Below are 16,493 nucleotides of genomic sequence, written 5' to 3'. Positions count from 1 at the left end.
CGCCCCCGCGCGCAAGGCCACGACACGCAAGGCCGCCGCACCCAAGGCGGAAGCCCCCCTGCTCGCGGAGGCGCCAGCCGCCGAACCGGCAGCGGAGCCCGTCGCCGGGGCGCCGGAGCCTGTCGCCGAGACGGTTGCGGCAACGGTATCGCCGTTGACCGAAGCGCCGCTGGCCGAGGAGCCGGTGACCGAGCCCGTCGCGGAAACGCCCGAGCCGACCCAGGCCGAGGCCGAAGCCGCCAAGGATGCGGCCGAGGAAGCCGCGAGCTGGGCCGCGGAAGAACCGCCGCGCACCACCTTCGCCGATCTCGGCCTGTCCGAGCCGATTCTGCGCGCCGTGGCCGAGACAGGCTACCTGCACCCCACGCCGATCCAGGAACAGGCGATCCCGATCGTCCTGATGGGCCGGGACGTGCTGGGCTGCGCGCAGACCGGCACCGGCAAGACCGCCGGCTTCACCCTGCCGATGCTCGACATCCTGGCCGGGTCGCGGGCGAAGGCGCGCATGCCGCGCAGCCTGATCCTGGAGCCGACGCGCGAGCTGGCGTTGCAGGTTGCCGAGAACTTCGTGAAGTACGGCAAGCACCTGAACCTGAACCATGCCCTGCTGATCGGCGGCGAGAGCATGAACGACCAGCGCGACGTGCTCGAAAAGGGCGTGGACGTGCTGATCGCAACCCCGGGCCGGCTGCTCGACCTGTTCGATCGCGGCCGCATCCTGCTGGCGGATTGCAAGGTGCTCGTCATCGACGAGGCCGACCGCATGCTGGACATGGGCTTCATCCCGGATGTGGAGCGCATCGTCTCCATGCTGCCGAAGATCCGGCAGACGATGTTCTTCTCCGCCACCATGGCGCCCGAGATCCGGCGCCTGGCGGATGCCTTCCTGCAGAACCCGCGCGAGATCACCGTCTCCGCCCCCGCGACCGTCGCCTCCACCATCACCACGGGCCTGGTCTGGGTGCGGGAACATGAGAAGCGGGAGGCGCTGCGCCAGCTGCTGAACAAGGAAGATGTGCAGAACGCGCTGATCTTCTGCAACCGCAAGGTTGAGGTCGACGTGCTGTACAAGTCGCTGAAGAAGCACGGCTTCTCCGTCGGCGCCCTGCATGGCGACCTGGAGCAGTCGGTGCGCTTCGCGACGCTCAATCGCTTCAAGGCGAATGAGATCCAGATGCTGGTGTGCAGCGACGTCGCCGCCCGCGGCCTCGACATCGGCGGGCTCAGCCACGTCTTCAACTTCGACGTGCCCTTCCATGCTGAGGACTATGTGCATCGCATCGGCCGCACCGGCCGTGCGGGGCGTGAGGGCAAGGCCTATTCCCTGGCGGTGCCGGAGGATGCGAAATCCGTCGCCGCGATCGAGCGCCTGACCGGCAAGCCGATCCCGCGCATGGAAATCCCGGGCCTGGAGCCGGTGACGGCCGAGGAGATCGAGGAAGGCGCCAAGGCCAAGCGTGGCCGTGGCGGCCGTGCCGCGCCGGGTGGGCGCGAGGCCGGTGGCCGCGATGCCGGCAAGGGCCGAGGCCGCGGCCGCGATGCCAGCCGGGGCGAGGCGCCGCGCCGCGATGCGCCGCCGCCGCGTGCCGAGGAAGCCGTGCGGGCCGAGCGTCCGCCGCGGGAGGATCGCGCGCCGCGCCGTGATGCACGACCGCCGCGGGATGAGGCGCGCCCGCCGCGCGACGAGGTGCGCCCGCCGCGCGAGGAGGCTCGTCCCCCGCGGGAGGAGGCACGCGCGCCGCGCGAGGATCGTGGCCCACGCCGGGACACGAAGCGGGAGGAACCGCAATCGCTGGAGGCACGCCGCGAGGAATTCCGCCGCGAGCGCCGCGAGGACCGGGAGGCTGGTCCCTCCCCCCTCGGTTTCGGCGATACGGTGCCGGCCTTCATGCTGCTGAGCGTGCCGAAGCCGCGGCGCGATCCGGGCTCGGATGCCGAGGCCGCCTGATCCGCTCGCCGTGAATTGGTTGTCGCGCGGTTGCCGGATGGCGGGGGCCGCGCCAGATTGAGTGAGCGGGGTGTTCGCACCCCGGCGTGTCGTATTTCGGGCCCTTACCCTGGCTTTGCCGGATACGAGGCCGCCCGCCAGGAGGAAGCCATGAACGTCGTCACCCCGGTTCCCAATAGCGCAGGCGCTCCGATCGAGGCCCAGGGCACCGCGAAGAAGTCCGGCAAGTCCAGCTTCATCTGGGACGATCCCCTGCTGCTCGACCAGGAGCTGTCGGAAGACGAGCGCATGATCCGCGATGCGGCGCGCGACTTCTGCCAGGAAAAGCTGATGCCGCGCGTGCTCATGGCCAACCGGAACGAGAGTTTCGACCGGGAGATCATGAACGAGTTCGGCGAGATGGGCTTTCTGGGCGCGACGCTGGATGGCTATGGCTGCGCCGGCGTGAATTATGTGTCCTATGGCCTGATCTCCCGCGAAGTGGAGCGGGTCGATTCTGGATACCGTTCGGCATTCTCCGTGCAGTCCTCCCTGGTCATGTATCCGATCCATGCCTTCGGGTCGGAGGAGCAGAAGCAGAAGTTCCTGCCGAAGCTGCGCACCGGCGAATGGGTCGGCTGCTTCGGGCTGACGGAGCCGGATGCGGGGTCCGACCCGTCCTCCATGCGCACCCGCGCCAAGAAGGTGGATGGCGGCTACCTGATCAGCGGTTCCAAGACCTGGATCACCAACTCCCCGATCGCCGATGTCGCGGTGGTCTGGGCCAAGGACGATGAGGGCATCCTGCGCGGCTTCCTGCTGGAGCGCGGCATGAAGGGCCTGACCTTCCCGAAGATCGAGGGCAAGTTCAGCCTCCGCGCCTCCGTCACCGGCATGATCATGATGGATGAGGTCTTCGTGCCGGAGGAGAACAAGCTCCCGGGCGTGAAGTCTCTTGCCGGCCCCTTCTCCTGCCTCAATCGTGCCCGGTATGGCATCGCCTGGGGCGCGCTGGGCGCGGCCGAGTTCTGCTGGCATGCGGCGCGGACCTACACGCTGGAGCGCAAGATGTTCGGCCGGCCGCTGGCGCAGACGCAGCTGGTGCAGAAGAAGCTGGCGGACATGCAGACCGAGATCACGCTGGGCCTGCACGCCGTGCTGCGCGTCGGCCGGCTGTTCGACGAGCACAAGGTCGCGCCGGAGATGATCTCCCTGGTCAAGCGCAACAATTGCGGCAAGTCGCTGGATATCGCGCGCATGTCGCGGGACATGCATGGCGGCAACGGGATCGTCGACGAGTATCACGTGATCCGCCACGTCATGAACCTGGAGACGGTGAACACGTACGAGGGCACGCATGACGTCCATGCGCTGATCCTCGGCCGCGCCCAGACCGGGCTGAACGCCTTCGGCGGCTGAACGATACGAAACCCCGGTTGCTGCGCCGCAGCGACCGGGGATAGGCTTAGGGCATCAGGAGTATCCCAGATGCCCACACGTCGCGCGCTTGGCGCCGCCGCCCTCAGCCTTCTCGCCGCCCCGGCGGTTCATGCCCAGGGCGCCTGGCCCAGCCGGCCGGTCCGCATGCTGGTGGGCTTCGCGCCCGGCGGCTTCACCGACATCGTCGCCCGCGCGATCGCGGAGCAATACACCGCCATCCTTGGCCAGAATTTCGTGGTGGAGAACCGCTCCGGCGCCTCCGGCACCATTGCCGCCGATGCGGTGGTGAAGGCGCCGGCGGATGGGTCCGTGCTGCTGCTCGGCCATTCCACGCCGAATGCGGTGGCCGCCGCGCTGTTCTCCAACCTGCCCTATGACCCGCTGAAGGACCTGACGGCGGTGGCGCAGCTGGCCGTGCACCCGCATCTGCTGGTGGTGCCTGCGGCGTCCCCCTTCCGCAGCACGGCGGAGTTGATCGAGGCGGCACGGGTGCGGCCGGGGGCGATTTCCTATTGCTCCGCCGGCATCGGATCGGTGCATCACATCGCCTGTTCCATGCTGGCGCAGCGGGCCGGGGTGGAGTTCACCCATGTGCCCTATCGCGGCAGCGCGCCGGCCATGGCGGACCTCATCGCCGGGCGGGTGGACATGACGATCGAGGGCATCAACACGGTCGGCCAGATGATCATCGATGGCCGGCTGCGCCCGCTGGCCGCCGGCACGCTGGCCCGCATTGGCCCGCTGCCCGACCTGACGACGCTGCAGGAACAGGGCTATGGCGATATCGACGCACAGAGCTGGGTCGGCATTTTCGGCCCGGCCGGGCTGCCGGCGGAGGTGGTGGCGAAGCTCAGCGCGGCGTCCGACCAGGCGATGCACGCCCCCGCCTTCCAGCGCATCCTGACCACCGGCGGGTCGATTCCGGCCAGCCGGCGCGGGGCGGAGTTCCGCGACTTCCTGACGCTGGAAATCGCGCGCTACAAGGCCGTGCTGGGGGATGGGCAGATCGCGCTGTAGCACGCGCATGAGCGCCTCGGCTGTGGCGGTCGGCGGTCTCTCTCGCCAGCCAAGCGGCCGGAGGCCGCGCCCGGCGCCTGAGGGCAAGACATCAGGCGCGGACGGTGATGGCCGTCACATTGTCCCGCGCGCCATTGGCCAGGGCCGCCTGCACCAGCACCTGCGCGCCAAAACCATCAGCCAGCATGCGGCCGATCTCGGCCTCCGGCACCGCCTTGAACAGGCCATCGCTGCACAGCAGGAACAGGTCGCCCGGCGCCAGGCGGGCGCTGGTCTTGTCCAGCTCCAGTTCCCCGACCGCGCCCACGGCGCGGGTGATGATGTTGGCCTGGGGGTGGGACTCGGCCTCCTCCTCCCGCAGCACGCCCTGGTCCACCAGGTCCTGCACCAGGCTGTGGTCGCGGGTCAGGCGGGTGAAGGCGCCGTCGCGCAGCAGGTAGATGCGGCTGTCGCCGGCCCAGAGGCAGGCGAAATGCCCGCCGCGCGCCAGCAGCACCACCAGGGTCGTCGCGATCATCCGGCCCGGCCCGGCCTGCTGCGCCTGGCGCTGCAATTCGGCATGCACGGCGGTGAGCCGCAGCCGTACCTGGGCCAGCATTTCCGCGGCCGAGAGCGCAGGCGGCAGGTCCTGCAAGGCGGCGATGGCGGCGGCGGAGGCGACATCGCCCGCGCCATGGCCGCCCGCGCCATCCGCCACCGCCCATAGCCCGACATCGGGGCGGTCCAGCAAGGCATCCTCGTTGCGGCTGCGCACCGCGCCGGGGTGGGTGGCGGCCTCGCTGGTCAATGCGCCCTTCATCCCCCGCCCTCCAGCAGCACGCGGAACAGCATGGGCGGCGGCAGCGCCGGCAGCGGCCAATGATGGTCGGGCGTCAGCCACCAGCCCTCCTCGGGCGCGACACCCTCGGCCCAGGGTTCGGGCAGGGCGGCGAGCAGCGTATCGGCATCCTGGCCGAGCGCGCGGGCCTGCTGGCCGGCGGCGTGCAGCGCGTCGAACCACGCCTCGGCGGGGGGTGGGGCGTGGTCCGGCAGCAGGGCCGCCAGGGTGAGCGGGAAGCGGCGGCCGACCAGATCCTCGCTCGCCAGGATCACCCCGGCGACGCGGGACGCGCCGCAGGCCCCGGCGGGCAGCAGGAAGCGCCAGGCCGGGGCGGCTTCCCAGGCGGCGGCAAAATCCGTCTCGCCGAGATCGTCGCGCAAGGCGGAGAGCCCGTCCTGGAGCCATTCGTCCCAGGGCAGGGCGAAATCCTCCGGCAGTACCCGCCGCAGGAAATCGCCATGCGCCGGCAGCTTGCCGAGGAGGCCGGTGGGCATCTCAGGCGCCCGGCCGGGTCATGGTGCCAAAGCCGGGCAGCGGAATTCCTGCAATTCGCGCAGCGCGAAGGGATGCACGATGGAGGAGGCGCGCAGCTCGAACTCCGCCCGGCGCTCGCCCTGTTGCAGGGTCAGGCGCAGCCGGTCCGCCGCGCGGGTGGTGGTCAGCCGGCCGCGGGAGACCAGGCGCATCGCCGCCCAGGCGCCATCCGTGGCCAGCGGCCCGGCGGAGCTGGGCGGGTCGAAGGTCAGGGTGATGCCGCCGCGCGCCGGCCATTGCATCGGGATGGGGCGACTGGTGGCGCTTTCGCCGGCCAGCACCACGCGGTTGCCCTCCACCTCCAGCACCGCGCCGGTGGCGCCGGGGTCGATGCCGAGCGGCACCAGCTCGAAGCGCAGACCCATCGCCGCACCGGCGGCACCTGCCGGCCAGAAGGCGTCGCGGATCGCGGCGGCGCGCTGGAATTGCAGCAGGTCGGCGGGGGTGACGGGCGGCACCAGCCCATCGGCGGCCACAGGGCGCCAGGGGCGCTGGGTGGTGTCGACGAAGTTGCGGAGGTGCTGGGCGAAGAACTGGTCGAAGACGCCGCCCGGGCCGAACAGCCGGACGAAATCATCATAGGGCGTATCCGCCGCCGAGATGGTCTGGCGGAACGGGAAGCGCGTTTCAAGCCCGCGGCAGAACGGCGCCAGCGCGGCACCACCGGCCGCCGCGATGGCGGCGCGCGCGCCGCCGCTGCGGGCGGTGGCGGTGGACAGCGACAGGGTGTTCAGCCAGCGGGAGAGCGGTTCGGGCGCGCGCTGCGCCTCCGCCGCCAGGCGCTGGCCGGGGTCGAGGCCGATGCTGGGCGGGATGACGGTGCCGGGGGGCGAGGACACCACGCGCGCCACCTGCACATACAGCTCGTTCACGATGGCCAGGATGGCGTCCAGCGGCTGGCCCGCCACCTCCCTCAGCGGCTTGAAGCGTTCCTCCACGATGGTGGCGACCGGGGCGGCAGAGGAAGGCTGCAGGGCGGCGCCGACGGCGGCGGCGAGGCGGCTGGTTGTCGCGGCGGCGGCCTGGGCGGCCTCGGTGGCGGCGGCGGCCGGGCTCTCGGGCGGCGTGCCGGGGGAAAGCTGGCGGGCGGCGCCGCGCAGCACGTCGCGCAGCGGCGAATTGGGCGCGCCGAGCAGGTTCAGTGCCTCCGCCGCCTGGGGCAGGTCGCGGAAGGGCGGCAGCACGAGGTCGGCCAGCATGGCCTGCCAGGCGCGGGCGTAATCCTCCGCATACAGGCGCAGCACCGCGGCTTCGAGCTGGCGCGGATCGCCGGCCAGGGCCGTCGCCGCCTCCGGCCCCAGCACCCAGCTTTCGGAGGCCGCTTCCAGAATGGCGCGCGGCAGTTGTGGCAGCAGCGCCTTGTGCAGCCCATCCACCGTGAACAGGCCGGGCACGGCGAGTTCCGCGATGGGGCGGCCGGAGGCGGTGGCGAACCAGCGCTGGCCGGCAACCCCCATCGCATCGCCCGGCTTCCAGGGCGGCGTGGCGTTGGCCGCGGTCCGCAGGCGGCTGTAGATGCGTTCCGCCATCGGCAGGCGGGAGAAGATGCGACGCGCCTGGTCCACCAGCGCGCCATCCAGCGCGTAGCGGCTGAAATCGGTGGCGAGCAGCGCGGTCAGATGGCGGCCCAGCGCATCCCGCGTCGGCGTGCCGACCGCGCCCGGAAAGGCCTGCTGCCAGTCCAGCGTCATCCATTCCTGCACCAGCGCGCGGTCCATCGGGCCGGCGCGGCCGAGCATCAGGTAGATGCGCGTCGCCTCATACAGGAATTCGGGGCGCTGCATGCCGGCGCGGATCTGGTTCTCCAGCCTTGCCAGCAGACGCGGCAGCAGCACGCGGTCCAGCGCGTGTTCGTAGGAGAGGCCGGCGGCTTCCACCAGCTTCGCCTCCTGGCTCAGCCCGATTCCGGCGCCATCGGCGCGGGCGGCATCCGGCAAGGCGCGGGTGGCATCCAGGTAGGGGATAACGCGCAGCAGTTCGTCTTCCGCGGTGATGCGGTCCAGCGGCAGGCCCTGCGCGGCCTGTTCAGCGCGGGCGATTGCGGCTTCCAGATTGGCGCGGCGCGTGGCTTCGGCATCCAGCGCCGCATAGCCCCAGGCGCCGCCGCCGATCAGCAGCAGCAGCGCCGCAGCCCAGGCGCCGGCCTGCACGAGGCGGCCGCGCCTGGCCTGGCCACGGTCCCGCGCGGCCAGCCTTGCCTCGCCGAACACCACATCCCGCAGCAGCCGGCCGAGGAAGTAGCTGCGCCCCTTCTGGCCCATGACGGATGCCGGGCGGCGCGGATCAAGGCCGAAGGCGCGGGACAGTGCCCCGGTCAGCCGGTCGATCGGCGTGCCTTCCTGGGTGCCGGAGGTGAAGTAGATGCCGCGCAGGAAGGGCGCGGGGTCCAGCTTCGATCCGCCAAAGGCCGCGGTGACGAAGGCCTGCAAGGGCGCTTCGAGGGAGGCGAACTGCGCCGGGAAGCCGCCGATGCGGGCGCGCTGTTCCGGGCCGCGCTCGGCCTGCAGGCGTTCCAGCAGCCGGTCCTGCAGGCGCTGCGTCAGGGCTGCGAATTCGGCGGGCAGCTTCGCCGCATGGCCGTCCGGCCCGGCATCCTCGGGGAAGGTGACGCCCCAGACCTGGGCGCGGGTTTCCTTGTCGAGGTCGTCGAAGAATTCGGAGAAGCCGACGATGAGGTCGGCCTTGCTGACGACGAAATAGACCGGCAGGCGCTGGCCGAGTTTTTGTTCCAATTCGCGAATACGGCTGCGCACGGTCTGGGCATGGGCATCCCGCTGTGCCGCATCCAGCCGGCTGATCATGTCGGCGCCGAAGGCGACCACCACGCCGTTCAAGGGCTGCTTCGGCCGCTGGCGCTTCAGCAGGTCGAGAAAGCGTTCCCAGCCGGCCTTGTCCGCCTGCGCGTCGGAATCCTGGGTGGTGTAGCGGCCGGCGGTGTCGATCAGCACGGCCTGCTCGGCGATCCACCAATCGCAGTTCCGCGTGCCACCGACGCCCTTCACCCGGCCGGCCGACAGGGGAAAATTCAGGCCAGAATTCTCGATGGCGGTGGTCTTGCCGGAGCCGGGCGGGCCGATGATGACGTACCAGGGCCGCTCATACAGATAGCCGCCCTTGCCGCCGCCGGCGGTCTTAAGGGCGCCCAGCGCCTCCGCCAGCCGGGCGGAGACGGCCTGTTCCTCGGCGCTTGCGGCTTCCGCATTCGCCTTGTCCTTGGCGGCGCCGGTATCGGCTGCGGTGACGCCCGCGATCAGCCCGGCTTCCCGCTTGCGGCGGCGCTGCACCACCACGAGCATCACGGCCAGCCAGACCAGAACCGGCAGGGCGGCGAGCAGGCCGAGCAGCCACAGCGCCTCGATGCCGAGCAGCGCCGGGGCGAACAGCCAGATCACCGGCACCAGGATCAGCGCGCCGAACAACCCGCCCAAGGCGGGGATGGTGAGGAAGGCCTTCATCTCAGCGGGGCTCCCCACGCGTCAGCACCAGTTCGATGCGGCGGTTTTCCTCGCGGCCGGCGGCGGTGGCGTTGCTGGCCAGCGGCTCCGTATCGGCGCGCCCGACGGCGCTGAAGCGGCCGGGGTCGGCGCTGGCGGCGGCGATGACGCGCATCGCGGCCTCGGCGCGGGCCAGCGAGAGGTGATGGTTGGAGGGGAAGCGCACGGTGCGGATCGGCTGGCTGTCCGAGTGGCCGTACAGCACGACGCGGCCGCGTTCCTCCGCCATCGCCTCCGCGATGCGGTTCAACAGCGGCAGGAAGTTGGATTCCACATTGGCGCTGCCGGAGCCGAACATGCCGCGGCCCTTGATGCGGATGGTCAGGCGCTGCGCGTCACCATCCACCACCACCAGGTTCTGCTGGATCTCGGGTGCCAGGAAGGTGCGGACGCGCTCGATCAGGTCCGGCCGCGCGGTGGGCGGCGGCGGCGGGGGTGGCGCGGGCGGCACCGGCGGCGCGGTGCGGTCGATGCCGGGCAGAGCGCCGGGCGGCAGGCTGGCGAGGCGGGCCTGCAAGCCATCGCCGGCCGCATTCACCTGGTCCGAGACGAAGATCCAGCCGAAGGCGAGCAGCGCCACGGCGACGGCGCCCGCCACCCAGGCGGGGATGGACCGGCCCGGCCCACGATGCGGCGCGTCCACGCCCCGCCAGCGCGGCGACAATTCGCGTTCCCAATTGCCGCGCAGCTGCACCAGAAGCTGGAACAGCCCTTCGCGGATGCGGTCGAGCTCCGCATGGCCGCGTGGCGCCAGGCGGTAGCGGCCCTGGAAGCCAAGCGCGAGGCACAGGTAGCAGATCTCCAGCGCGGGCAGATACCGGCCGGGGTCCTTCTGCATGCCGGTCAGCAGGTCGAAGAATCGCTCGCCGCTGCGGACTTCCTGGTGGAAGGAGGACACCAGCGAACGGGTCGCCCAGCCGCTCGCCTGGCCCCAGGGGGTTGCGAGCGCCACATCATCCAGCGCGGCGCATAGCGCGTAATGCGCGGCGCGAAGCTGGTCGGGCGAGACTTCCAGCGCGCGGGCCTCGGCCTCGAAGGCGCGGAGTGCGCGCATGGCGCGTTCGCGGAGTTCCTCGGGGTTCGCGACCTGGGCGGCCTGCGGGCCGGCGCCTAGGCGGGCCAGCAGATCCAGCAAGGGCGCGGCGGCGGCGGCGAGCGGCGACAGGCCGACCTTCGGCAGCGCCTCCGCTTCGCCCGCCATGCGCGGCGCGGCTGGCATGGGGGCTGCGGGCTGCGCAGGCGCGGCGGCGCGGGGCGGCGGCGGGGGCACCGCGCCACCGGGTCCGCGCACCACCGTGCGGTCATTGTCGTCGGGTTCGGAGAAGGGATTGTCGCTCATGCGCGGATCGCCCAGAGCTCCATGCGCAGCCCAGGGAATTCGCCGGAGACATGGATGGCGAAGCCGCCCGAGGTCTGCATCTGCTGCCAGTGCGGACTGCCCCTATCGAGCTCGAAATAGGTGGCGCCGGCATTGAAGGGAATCTGCCGCGGGGCGACCGGCAGCGGCCGCACGGCAATGCCGGGCAGCGCCACATTCACCAGCTCGCGGATATGCTCGACCGCGCCGATCTTCACCTGGTTCGGGAAAATTCGGCGGATTTGCTCGCCGGGGACATCGGCAGCCACGGTCAGGACGAACTGGCTGGCGCGCAGCAGGTTGCGGTCGGTGATGGCGCCGACGCGGACGCCGAAATTGCGGTCCTGCAGCGGGATCGACACCGCATTGGTCTCCAGCACCGCCGAGAGCGAACGGCGGAGATCGGCGACCACGGGCGCGAAGCTGCGCTGCAGGTCATCGTGCCTATAGGCGGGATAGGCGGTGGCGCGCTTGTCCGGCGCGGTGAAGGTGGCGAGTTCGCCGGCCACCTGCACCAGCGCGGCGAACAGCGTCTCGGGATGCAGATTGCCGGCATCGGCCCAATGCGCGATCAGCGGCTGCCAGCGATTGATGGTCTGCAACAGCAGAAAATCCGCCACATCGGCGACGCCGCGCGCGCCGGGCTGGCCGAGGCGGGCGGCCAGCGCCTCCCCCCTCTGGCCGAGCATGCCCACCAGTTCGGCCACCAGGTTGTTCAGCACGGAGGCGGCGGAGACGCGCAGGCAGGGCGGGATGAAGCGTTCATCCAGCACCACGCGGCGATCCGCCTGCACCTCCACCACCCGGGCGAGGCCGAGGCAGGCATAGCCGGCGCGTTCCTCGCTCTCCAGCATGTAGCGCATGCGCAGCCGGCCGATGCCGAGCTCGGCGGCCATGGTGCTGTCGCTATGGGTGTCGAAGGCCTCGAAGGCGCGCAGCGTGTGGCGGGCGCGGGCGGCCTCGGGGCCGGCATCGGGGTTGGCGACCTCCGGGCTGCCGGGCTGGCGCAGCGGCAGGGCGAGATACACCACGGCGTTGCGGGTGCCTTCGGGCAGGTCCAGCGGCAGCGGCGCGTCGGCGGTACCGGGGATGGCAAAGGGGGTGCCGTCCTCCATCACGCCCATGGCGCCGGACAGGGCGAAGCGGCCGGCGGCCAGCAGATCGCGGTCCAGCGACAATTCGGTGACGCCCCAGGGATGCGCGCGCAGCGGCGCGGTGCGCGCCTGGAGCAGATGCTCGAAGTGCCGGTCCTGCTGCTGGAAGTGCTGCGCGCGGAGGAACATGCCTTCCTGCCAGACCACCTTGTCGTGCCAGACCATCTGCGTTCGTTATCCCTCAGCGCTCTCGCCGCGTGGTGGCTTGTTCATAGGCCCGGGCGAAGGCCTTGCCGAAGGCGCTGTCGAAATCATCCTCGAACTGGTCGGCCAGCAGCGCGTGGCGGCGCTTATAAGCTTCCCAGAGTCGTTTCTCCCTGGCGCCGGGCAGCAATCCGCCGCCGGGGTCCTCGGCTTCGATGGAGGCGGGCGCCAGGCGGTCCAGCAAGGCGCGGGCGGCGGCCTGGGTGGCGGCCAGTGTCGCCACCTGATGCGCCGTCAGATCCTCCACCGTTTCCTGCACCGCGGCGAGTGCCGGGCTGCGCGGGTCGAGCAGCGCGGCGAGAGCCTGGTCCTCGGTGGCGGCGAATTTCAGCGGATTGTTGTTGGCGGCGCGCAGCATGGTCTGCTCGATGCGGAATTCGCGCTTCACATCGGCCCGCGCGATCAGCAGGGCGCGGATGCCGGTGATGGCGGCGCGCAGCACGGCGCCGGCGGCCCGCAGCGCCGCATCCGGGTCCTGCGCCGCCATCTGGGCGGCCATCTGCGGCGGCAGGCCGGCGCCGGCCAGCAGCGCGGACAGCGCAGCGGCGCTGTCGGGTGCCGCGGCGGCTGGTGGGGGGGTGGCCGGCGCAGGTGTGGGTGCCGCGATGGGCGGCGGGCGGGCGCTTTCGCCGGTTTCGAGAAAGGGGTCGCGGGGCGGCGGCGCCGGGGGTGGCGCAAACGGGTTCGCGGCTGGCGCGGTGAATGGATTGGCGGCGGCGGACGCAAGAGGGTCGTCCGGGACAGGCGGCGCGGCTGGCGCCAAAGGGGGTGGTGGCGCGGGGGGCGGGGTTGCCGGCGCCTTGGGCGTCAGGCCCAGATCCCAATCGTCGGGGATCAGCGCCCTGCCGGAAGGCAGGCTCGGCGGGACCATGAAGGCTTCGGCGGTGGAGGGCGCGTGGTCCGGCATCGGCCCTTGTTGCTCAGCGGGGCCGAAGGGATCGAAATCATCCGGCAGCAGGCCGCCGCCACCCTGCCCCGGAGGGGCGCCAAAGCCCTGCCCCGGAGGGGCGCCAAAGCCCTGTCCCGGCGGCGCGTTGAAGCCCGAGCTTGCGGGCGCGCCGAAACCCGGCAGCGCGGCGGCGCCGAAGCCCTGGCTCGGAGGCGCATCCGCAAAGGGGTCGGGAAGCGCGTTCCAGCCCGGCTGCGCCGCGGCCTCCGCGATCCGCACCTCGATCTCATAGGCGCCGAGCCGCAGCCGGTCGCCATCATGCAGCGGGCGCACCTGGTCGCGGCCGACCGGCGCATCAGCGTGGTTCACGAAGGTGCCGTTGGTCGACAGGTCCCGCACCTGCCAGCCGCCGCCGAAATACTCCAGCACGCAATGCCGCTTCGACAGCACGCGGTCCGGGTCCTGCAAAGGCCAGTCGCATTCCGCGGCGCGGCCCAGGCTGATCTCGCCGCCCGTGGCGCGGCGCTGGCCGGGCGTCACGGCATCGGGACAGCGCAGCACGGAGAGGGTGATTTCCGACATGGCTCAGCCGCCGATCAGCACGGTGGGGAAGCCCATCACCAGCGCGCCGCCATGCGCGCAGGTATCGCCGATGCGCGCGGCCGGCAGCTTGTTCACCAGCACCGTCATGCTGCCCTTCACGATGATGTCCGGCGGGCCGACACAAAGGCAGGTATCGGTGATCCGCGCCTGCGGCAGCTTGCCGGTCAGCACGGTGGGCGAGCCCATCAGCACCGGCCCACCGACATGCGGAATCGGCGGCACGCCGGGCGTGACCATCGGGCAGACATGCATGTCCGTGATGCGGGACGCCGGCGGTCCTGGCATCAGCCCACCTCCACGATCTTGGCGCCCACCGGCTGGGCGCCTTCTTCCGGCACGATGCGCCCGGCGCCGCCGGCGGCGATGTCGCGCGCCGAGATCAGGAAGCGCGCCAGCCTCTCCTGCGCCCGTTCGGGGCGCAGGCGGACGGCGGCCAGCACCACGCCACCGCTGATGGCGACCCCGGTCAGGTGATCCGGCGGCGGAACTTCCGGCTGGCCGGCGGGTGCCATGCTGCCGCCGGACCAGAAGGCGCCCACCGCGGCCCAGGCTTCGGGGGACCGGAAGCCGGTGCGTTGTGCCGCCTCCATCGCGGCACGGCGCAGCCCGTCATCACCCGGCTTGCGGACCCAGGCCTCGGCGGCCTGCAACGCCGCGGTATCGGCCGGTGTCAGCGCCGGGTCGGGCACCGCGCGGGCGCACATGCAGCCCCACCACACGGCTTCGCGCTTCGGCAGCGCATGGGCGGCGAGCCGGGCTGCCTCGTTCCGCAGCCCGGCGGCTTCCAGCTTCGCGATGCCCTCCGCCGCGGTGGTGGCACCGGCGATGGCGGCCATGGCCGGCGGGTCGAGCTCCAGCCGGGGCAGCAGGGGCAGCAGCGGCGCGGCGAGCTTGGGAAGGGGCTCGGTCATGTCAGTTGATCATCACCAGGGCGCCCTCGACCTGGACCAGCGCATCCGCCTTCTCCTGCACCATCAGGCCCTTCACCTTGTGCACGAGCTGCGCCTCGCTGGTGATCAGCATGCCCTTCAGCGTGATGCCGGTCTGGTCCAGGACCAGTGAGGATTGCCCGACCTTCAGCGTGATCGATTGCATCGCCTCCAGCGTGATGGCGCCGAGGTCGCATTTGACGGTGAGGTTGCCGAGCTTCAGCTGGGTGCTGTCATTGCCCATCTTCAGCACCGTGTCGCGATTGCCCATCTCGATGGCGAGCGAGTCATTGCCCATCTTGATGGTCTCGGTGCGATTGCCCTGCTCCAGCGTCAGCGTGTCATCCGCATCCTTCACCGTGACGGTGCGGGCATTCTGCACCACCTGGGTCTGGTCGTGGCCGATGGTGGTCTTTTCGTCGTTCTCGACCTCCACCGTCAGGTTCTTCTGCGCGTGCAGCGTGATGTCCTCGCTGCCCTTCTTGTCTTCGAAGCGCAGCATGTTCGCATCCGCCGCGCTGTCGGATTTGTAGCTGCGCGTCAGGATGCCGCTTTGCGCCTTGTTGGTGCCGGGCTTGAAGGGTGGCGGGGAATCCTTGCCATAGACTGAACCGACGACGATCGGCCGGTCCGGGTCGCCATCGAGGAAGGCCACCAGCACCTCGTCGCCCACGCGTGGCGGGAACCAGGTGCCGCCCCAGGCGCCGGCCGCGGTCTGCATGACGCGCACCCAGATGGAGGCGTTGTCGTCTTCCTTCGCCACGCGGTCCCAGCGGAACTTCACCTTCACGCGGCCGAATTCGTCGAGATGGATCTTCTCCCCGCTCGGGCCGGTCACCTTGGCCGAATGCATGCCCGGCATCACCGGGCGTTCGTGGCGCGGCTGCGGCATCCAGACGCGGGCGGCGAGCACCAGGCGAAGCTGCGAAGCGTAATGCTCGGTCTGCCCGGCGCCGGCCGCGAGGCCGGAGGTGTCGGAGGCCTGGTGGCGGACGCCGGTGACCAGGTACTGCTTGTTGTTGAGGCTGCCATCCTCCCGCTTCACGCCGACGAACAGGCGGACGCCGGGGCTGAAGCGCGGGTCGCGCGCATCGGCGCCGTATTCCTCGGACGCGGCCTCCTGCGCGCCCATCAGCACCTCCCCGCTCTCAAGGTCGGGGCGGGTGGACATGCCGCCGGGCCACCGGAACACCTCGCCGGCCGACCACATCTGCGCTTCCTCGGGATAGGCGCGGGTCTGGCGCGTGGCATTCAGCACTTCGGAGGGGCGCGACCTTTCGCTGTCCATGTCGTCCAGCTTGGTCATAGCGCTGCGCGCGCGGTTGAGGCGCCGCCAGCCGCCGAGATGGTCGAGCTGCGGCGCGCCGTGTTCCGCGGTCATGCTCTCCGCCACATATTGGGGAAAGCCCTGCGCGCTGTAGGCCACGTTCATCTCATGGCCGGAGGCGGTGTGCGCGAAGCTGTAGGTCAGCCCATGCTCCTCCAGCAGGCGGGAGACGAAGTGCAGGTCGGTCTCGTTGAACTGGGTGCAGTAGGGCATCGGCGAGAAGACGGGCAGCATGCTCCATTTCGGCTCGGCCAGCCCGTGATCGGCGAGCACCGCCTTCACCACCTCCTGCACCGTCTTGTCCTGGAAGATGCGGCAATTGCGGCGCAGGCCGAGACGCCAGAGATTCGGCACCGCCACCAGCCGATAGGCCATGCGCCCGCCCGGCCCCGGGCCGAGGCGCTGGAATTCCACCACCACGCCATGGAAGTGCCGCACCAGCGGCGATGCGCCATGCTGCGTGACGGTGACGCAGAGATCCTTGGTCAGCAGGCTTTCGGGCAGCAGGTCCGGGTCCTCGCCCAGCACCTCGGCCTCGATCGTGTAGGGGACCCCCACCTCCTCGGTCACGTTCAGCCGCACGACCAGAAGCGCCCGGTCGGGCAGATGCGTCTTGATGCCGAGTAGTCGCGGAGGCTGCATGCCCGTCAGGTCCTCCCCTGGGAATCCGAAGCGGCCCTGAACCCGAACCGGAACGCGGAACCCTTGCCCAAAGGACAGCTTAGACAGGCTTCGCCTCCGACGGAAGCAACAGCGGCACCCGATGCAACAGGACGCAACAGTGTTGCGCCGCCCGCG

At 71.1% G+C, this 16,493-nt stretch carries 12 protein-coding genes; 3 read left to right on the top strand and 9 right to left on the bottom strand.

What is annotated here, in order from left to right; genetic code table 11:
- The 3 genes from Q8S40_RS22415 to Q8S40_RS22405 form a co-directional block, all read left to right on the top strand.
- Positions 1 to 1,948: DEAD/DEAH box helicase (locus Q8S40_RS22415; RefSeq protein WP_371136876.1), on the top strand; the 1,948-nt coding region annotated here is incomplete at its 5' end.
- Positions 1,949 to 2,098: 150 nt separating this feature from the next.
- The gene (locus Q8S40_RS22410) at positions 2,099 to 3,346 is read left to right on the top strand and encodes an acyl-CoA dehydrogenase (protein ID WP_305672184.1); all 1,248 of its coding nucleotides are present in this window, start codon (positions 2,099 to 2,101) and stop codon (positions 3,344 to 3,346) included.
- 69 nt (positions 3,347 to 3,415) lie between these two features.
- On the top strand, positions 3,416 to 4,384 hold the full coding sequence (locus tag Q8S40_RS22405) for a tripartite tricarboxylate transporter substrate binding protein (RefSeq protein WP_305672183.1): 969 nt from the start codon (positions 3,416 to 3,418) through the stop codon (positions 4,382 to 4,384).
- 91 nt (positions 4,385 to 4,475) lie between these two features.
- Here Q8S40_RS22405 and Q8S40_RS22400 read toward each other — a convergent pair whose 3' ends face one another.
- Genes Q8S40_RS22400 through Q8S40_RS22360 form a run of 9 tightly spaced genes read right to left on the bottom strand, consistent with a single transcriptional unit; the run spans position 4,476 to position 16,337 of the window.
- A complete protein-coding gene (locus tag Q8S40_RS22400; RefSeq protein WP_305672182.1) occupies positions 4,476 to 5,183 on the bottom strand; it encodes a PP2C family serine/threonine-protein phosphatase in 708 nt (235 codons plus the stop codon).
- On the bottom strand, positions 5,180 to 5,698 hold the full coding sequence (gene tagF / locus Q8S40_RS22395) for a type VI secretion system-associated protein TagF (RefSeq protein ID WP_305672181.1): 519 nt from the start codon (positions 5,696 to 5,698) through the stop codon (positions 5,180 to 5,182). The genes Q8S40_RS22400 and tagF overlap by 4 nt, the downstream gene beginning before the upstream one ends.
- 18 nt (positions 5,699 to 5,716) lie before the next feature.
- On the bottom strand, positions 5,717 to 9,193 hold the full coding sequence (gene tssM, locus Q8S40_RS22390; protein ID WP_305672180.1) for a type VI secretion system membrane subunit TssM: 3,477 nt from the start codon (positions 9,191 to 9,193) through the stop codon (positions 5,717 to 5,719).
- Position 9,194: 1 nt separating this feature from the next.
- Entirely contained in the window at positions 9,195 to 10,571 is a 1,377-nt protein-coding gene (gene tssL, locus Q8S40_RS22385; RefSeq protein WP_305672179.1) for a type VI secretion system protein TssL, long form, read from the bottom strand.
- Positions 10,568 to 11,908, bottom strand: coding sequence for a type VI secretion system baseplate subunit TssK (gene tssK / locus Q8S40_RS22380; protein WP_305672178.1), 1,341 nt, complete (start codon positions 11,906 to 11,908; stop codon positions 10,568 to 10,570). The genes tssL and tssK overlap by 4 nt, the downstream gene beginning before the upstream one ends.
- A gap of 16 nt (positions 11,909 to 11,924) precedes the next feature.
- On the bottom strand, positions 11,925 to 13,418 hold the full coding sequence (tagH, locus tag Q8S40_RS22375) for a type VI secretion system-associated FHA domain protein TagH (protein ID WP_305672177.1): 1,494 nt from the start codon (positions 13,416 to 13,418) through the stop codon (positions 11,925 to 11,927).
- Between the two features lie 3 nt (positions 13,419 to 13,421).
- The gene (locus Q8S40_RS22370) at positions 13,422 to 13,724 is read right to left on the bottom strand and encodes a PAAR domain-containing protein (protein ID WP_304814352.1); all 303 of its coding nucleotides are present in this window, start codon (positions 13,722 to 13,724) and stop codon (positions 13,422 to 13,424) included.
- Positions 13,724 to 14,350: a DUF6931 family protein gene (locus tag Q8S40_RS22365; RefSeq protein ID WP_304814353.1), complete on the bottom strand. Its 627-nt coding sequence runs from the start codon at positions 14,348 to 14,350 to the stop codon at positions 13,724 to 13,726. Before Q8S40_RS22365 ends, Q8S40_RS22370 begins: the two co-directional genes overlap by 1 nt.
- A gap of 1 nt (position 14,351) precedes the next feature.
- Positions 14,352 to 16,337, bottom strand: a complete 1,986-nt coding sequence (locus Q8S40_RS22360; RefSeq protein ID WP_305672176.1) for a type VI secretion system Vgr family protein — start codon at positions 16,335 to 16,337, stop codon at positions 14,352 to 14,354.
- Positions 16,338 to 16,493 lie beyond the last annotated feature (156 nt).

Origin of the sequence: Falsiroseomonas sp. (genome assembly GCF_030695085.1) — a bacterium.
GTDB lineage: Bacteria > Pseudomonadota > Alphaproteobacteria > Acetobacterales > Acetobacteraceae > Falsiroseomonas.
The sequence above is the reverse complement of the archived record's forward strand: the minus strand, read 5'-3'. Positions and strand labels throughout refer to the sequence as shown.

Coding starts and splice junctions, on each gene's coding strand:
- Q8S40_RS22410 (WP_305672184.1), top strand. CDS start 2,099: ATGAACGTCGTCACCCCGGTTCCCAATAGCGCAGGCGCTCCGATCGAG.
- Q8S40_RS22405 (WP_305672183.1), top strand. CDS start 3,416: ATGCCCACACGTCGCGCGCTTGGCGCCGCCGCCCTCAGCCTTCTCGCC.
- Q8S40_RS22400 (WP_305672182.1), bottom strand. CDS start 5,183: ATGAAGGGCGCATTGACCAGCGAGGCCGCCACCCACCCCGGCGCGGTG.
- tagF (WP_305672181.1), bottom strand. CDS start 5,698: ATGCCCACCGGCCTCCTCGGCAAGCTGCCGGCGCATGGCGATTTCCTG.
- tssM (WP_305672180.1), bottom strand. CDS start 9,193: ATGAAGGCCTTCCTCACCATCCCCGCCTTGGGCGGGTTGTTCGGCGCG.
- tssL (WP_305672179.1), bottom strand. CDS start 10,571: ATGAGCGACAATCCCTTCTCCGAACCCGACGACAATGACCGCACGGTG.
- tssK (WP_305672178.1), bottom strand. CDS start 11,908: ATGGTCTGGCACGACAAGGTGGTCTGGCAGGAAGGCATGTTCCTCCGC.
- tagH (WP_305672177.1), bottom strand. CDS start 13,418: ATGTCGGAAATCACCCTCTCCGTGCTGCGCTGTCCCGATGCCGTGACG.
- Q8S40_RS22370 (WP_304814352.1), bottom strand. CDS start 13,724: ATGCCAGGACCGCCGGCGTCCCGCATCACGGACATGCATGTCTGCCCG.
- Q8S40_RS22365 (WP_304814353.1), bottom strand. CDS start 14,350: ATGACCGAGCCCCTTCCCAAGCTCGCCGCGCCGCTGCTGCCCCTGCTG.
- Q8S40_RS22360 (WP_305672176.1), bottom strand. CDS start 16,337: ATGCAGCCTCCGCGACTACTCGGCATCAAGACGCATCTGCCCGACCGG.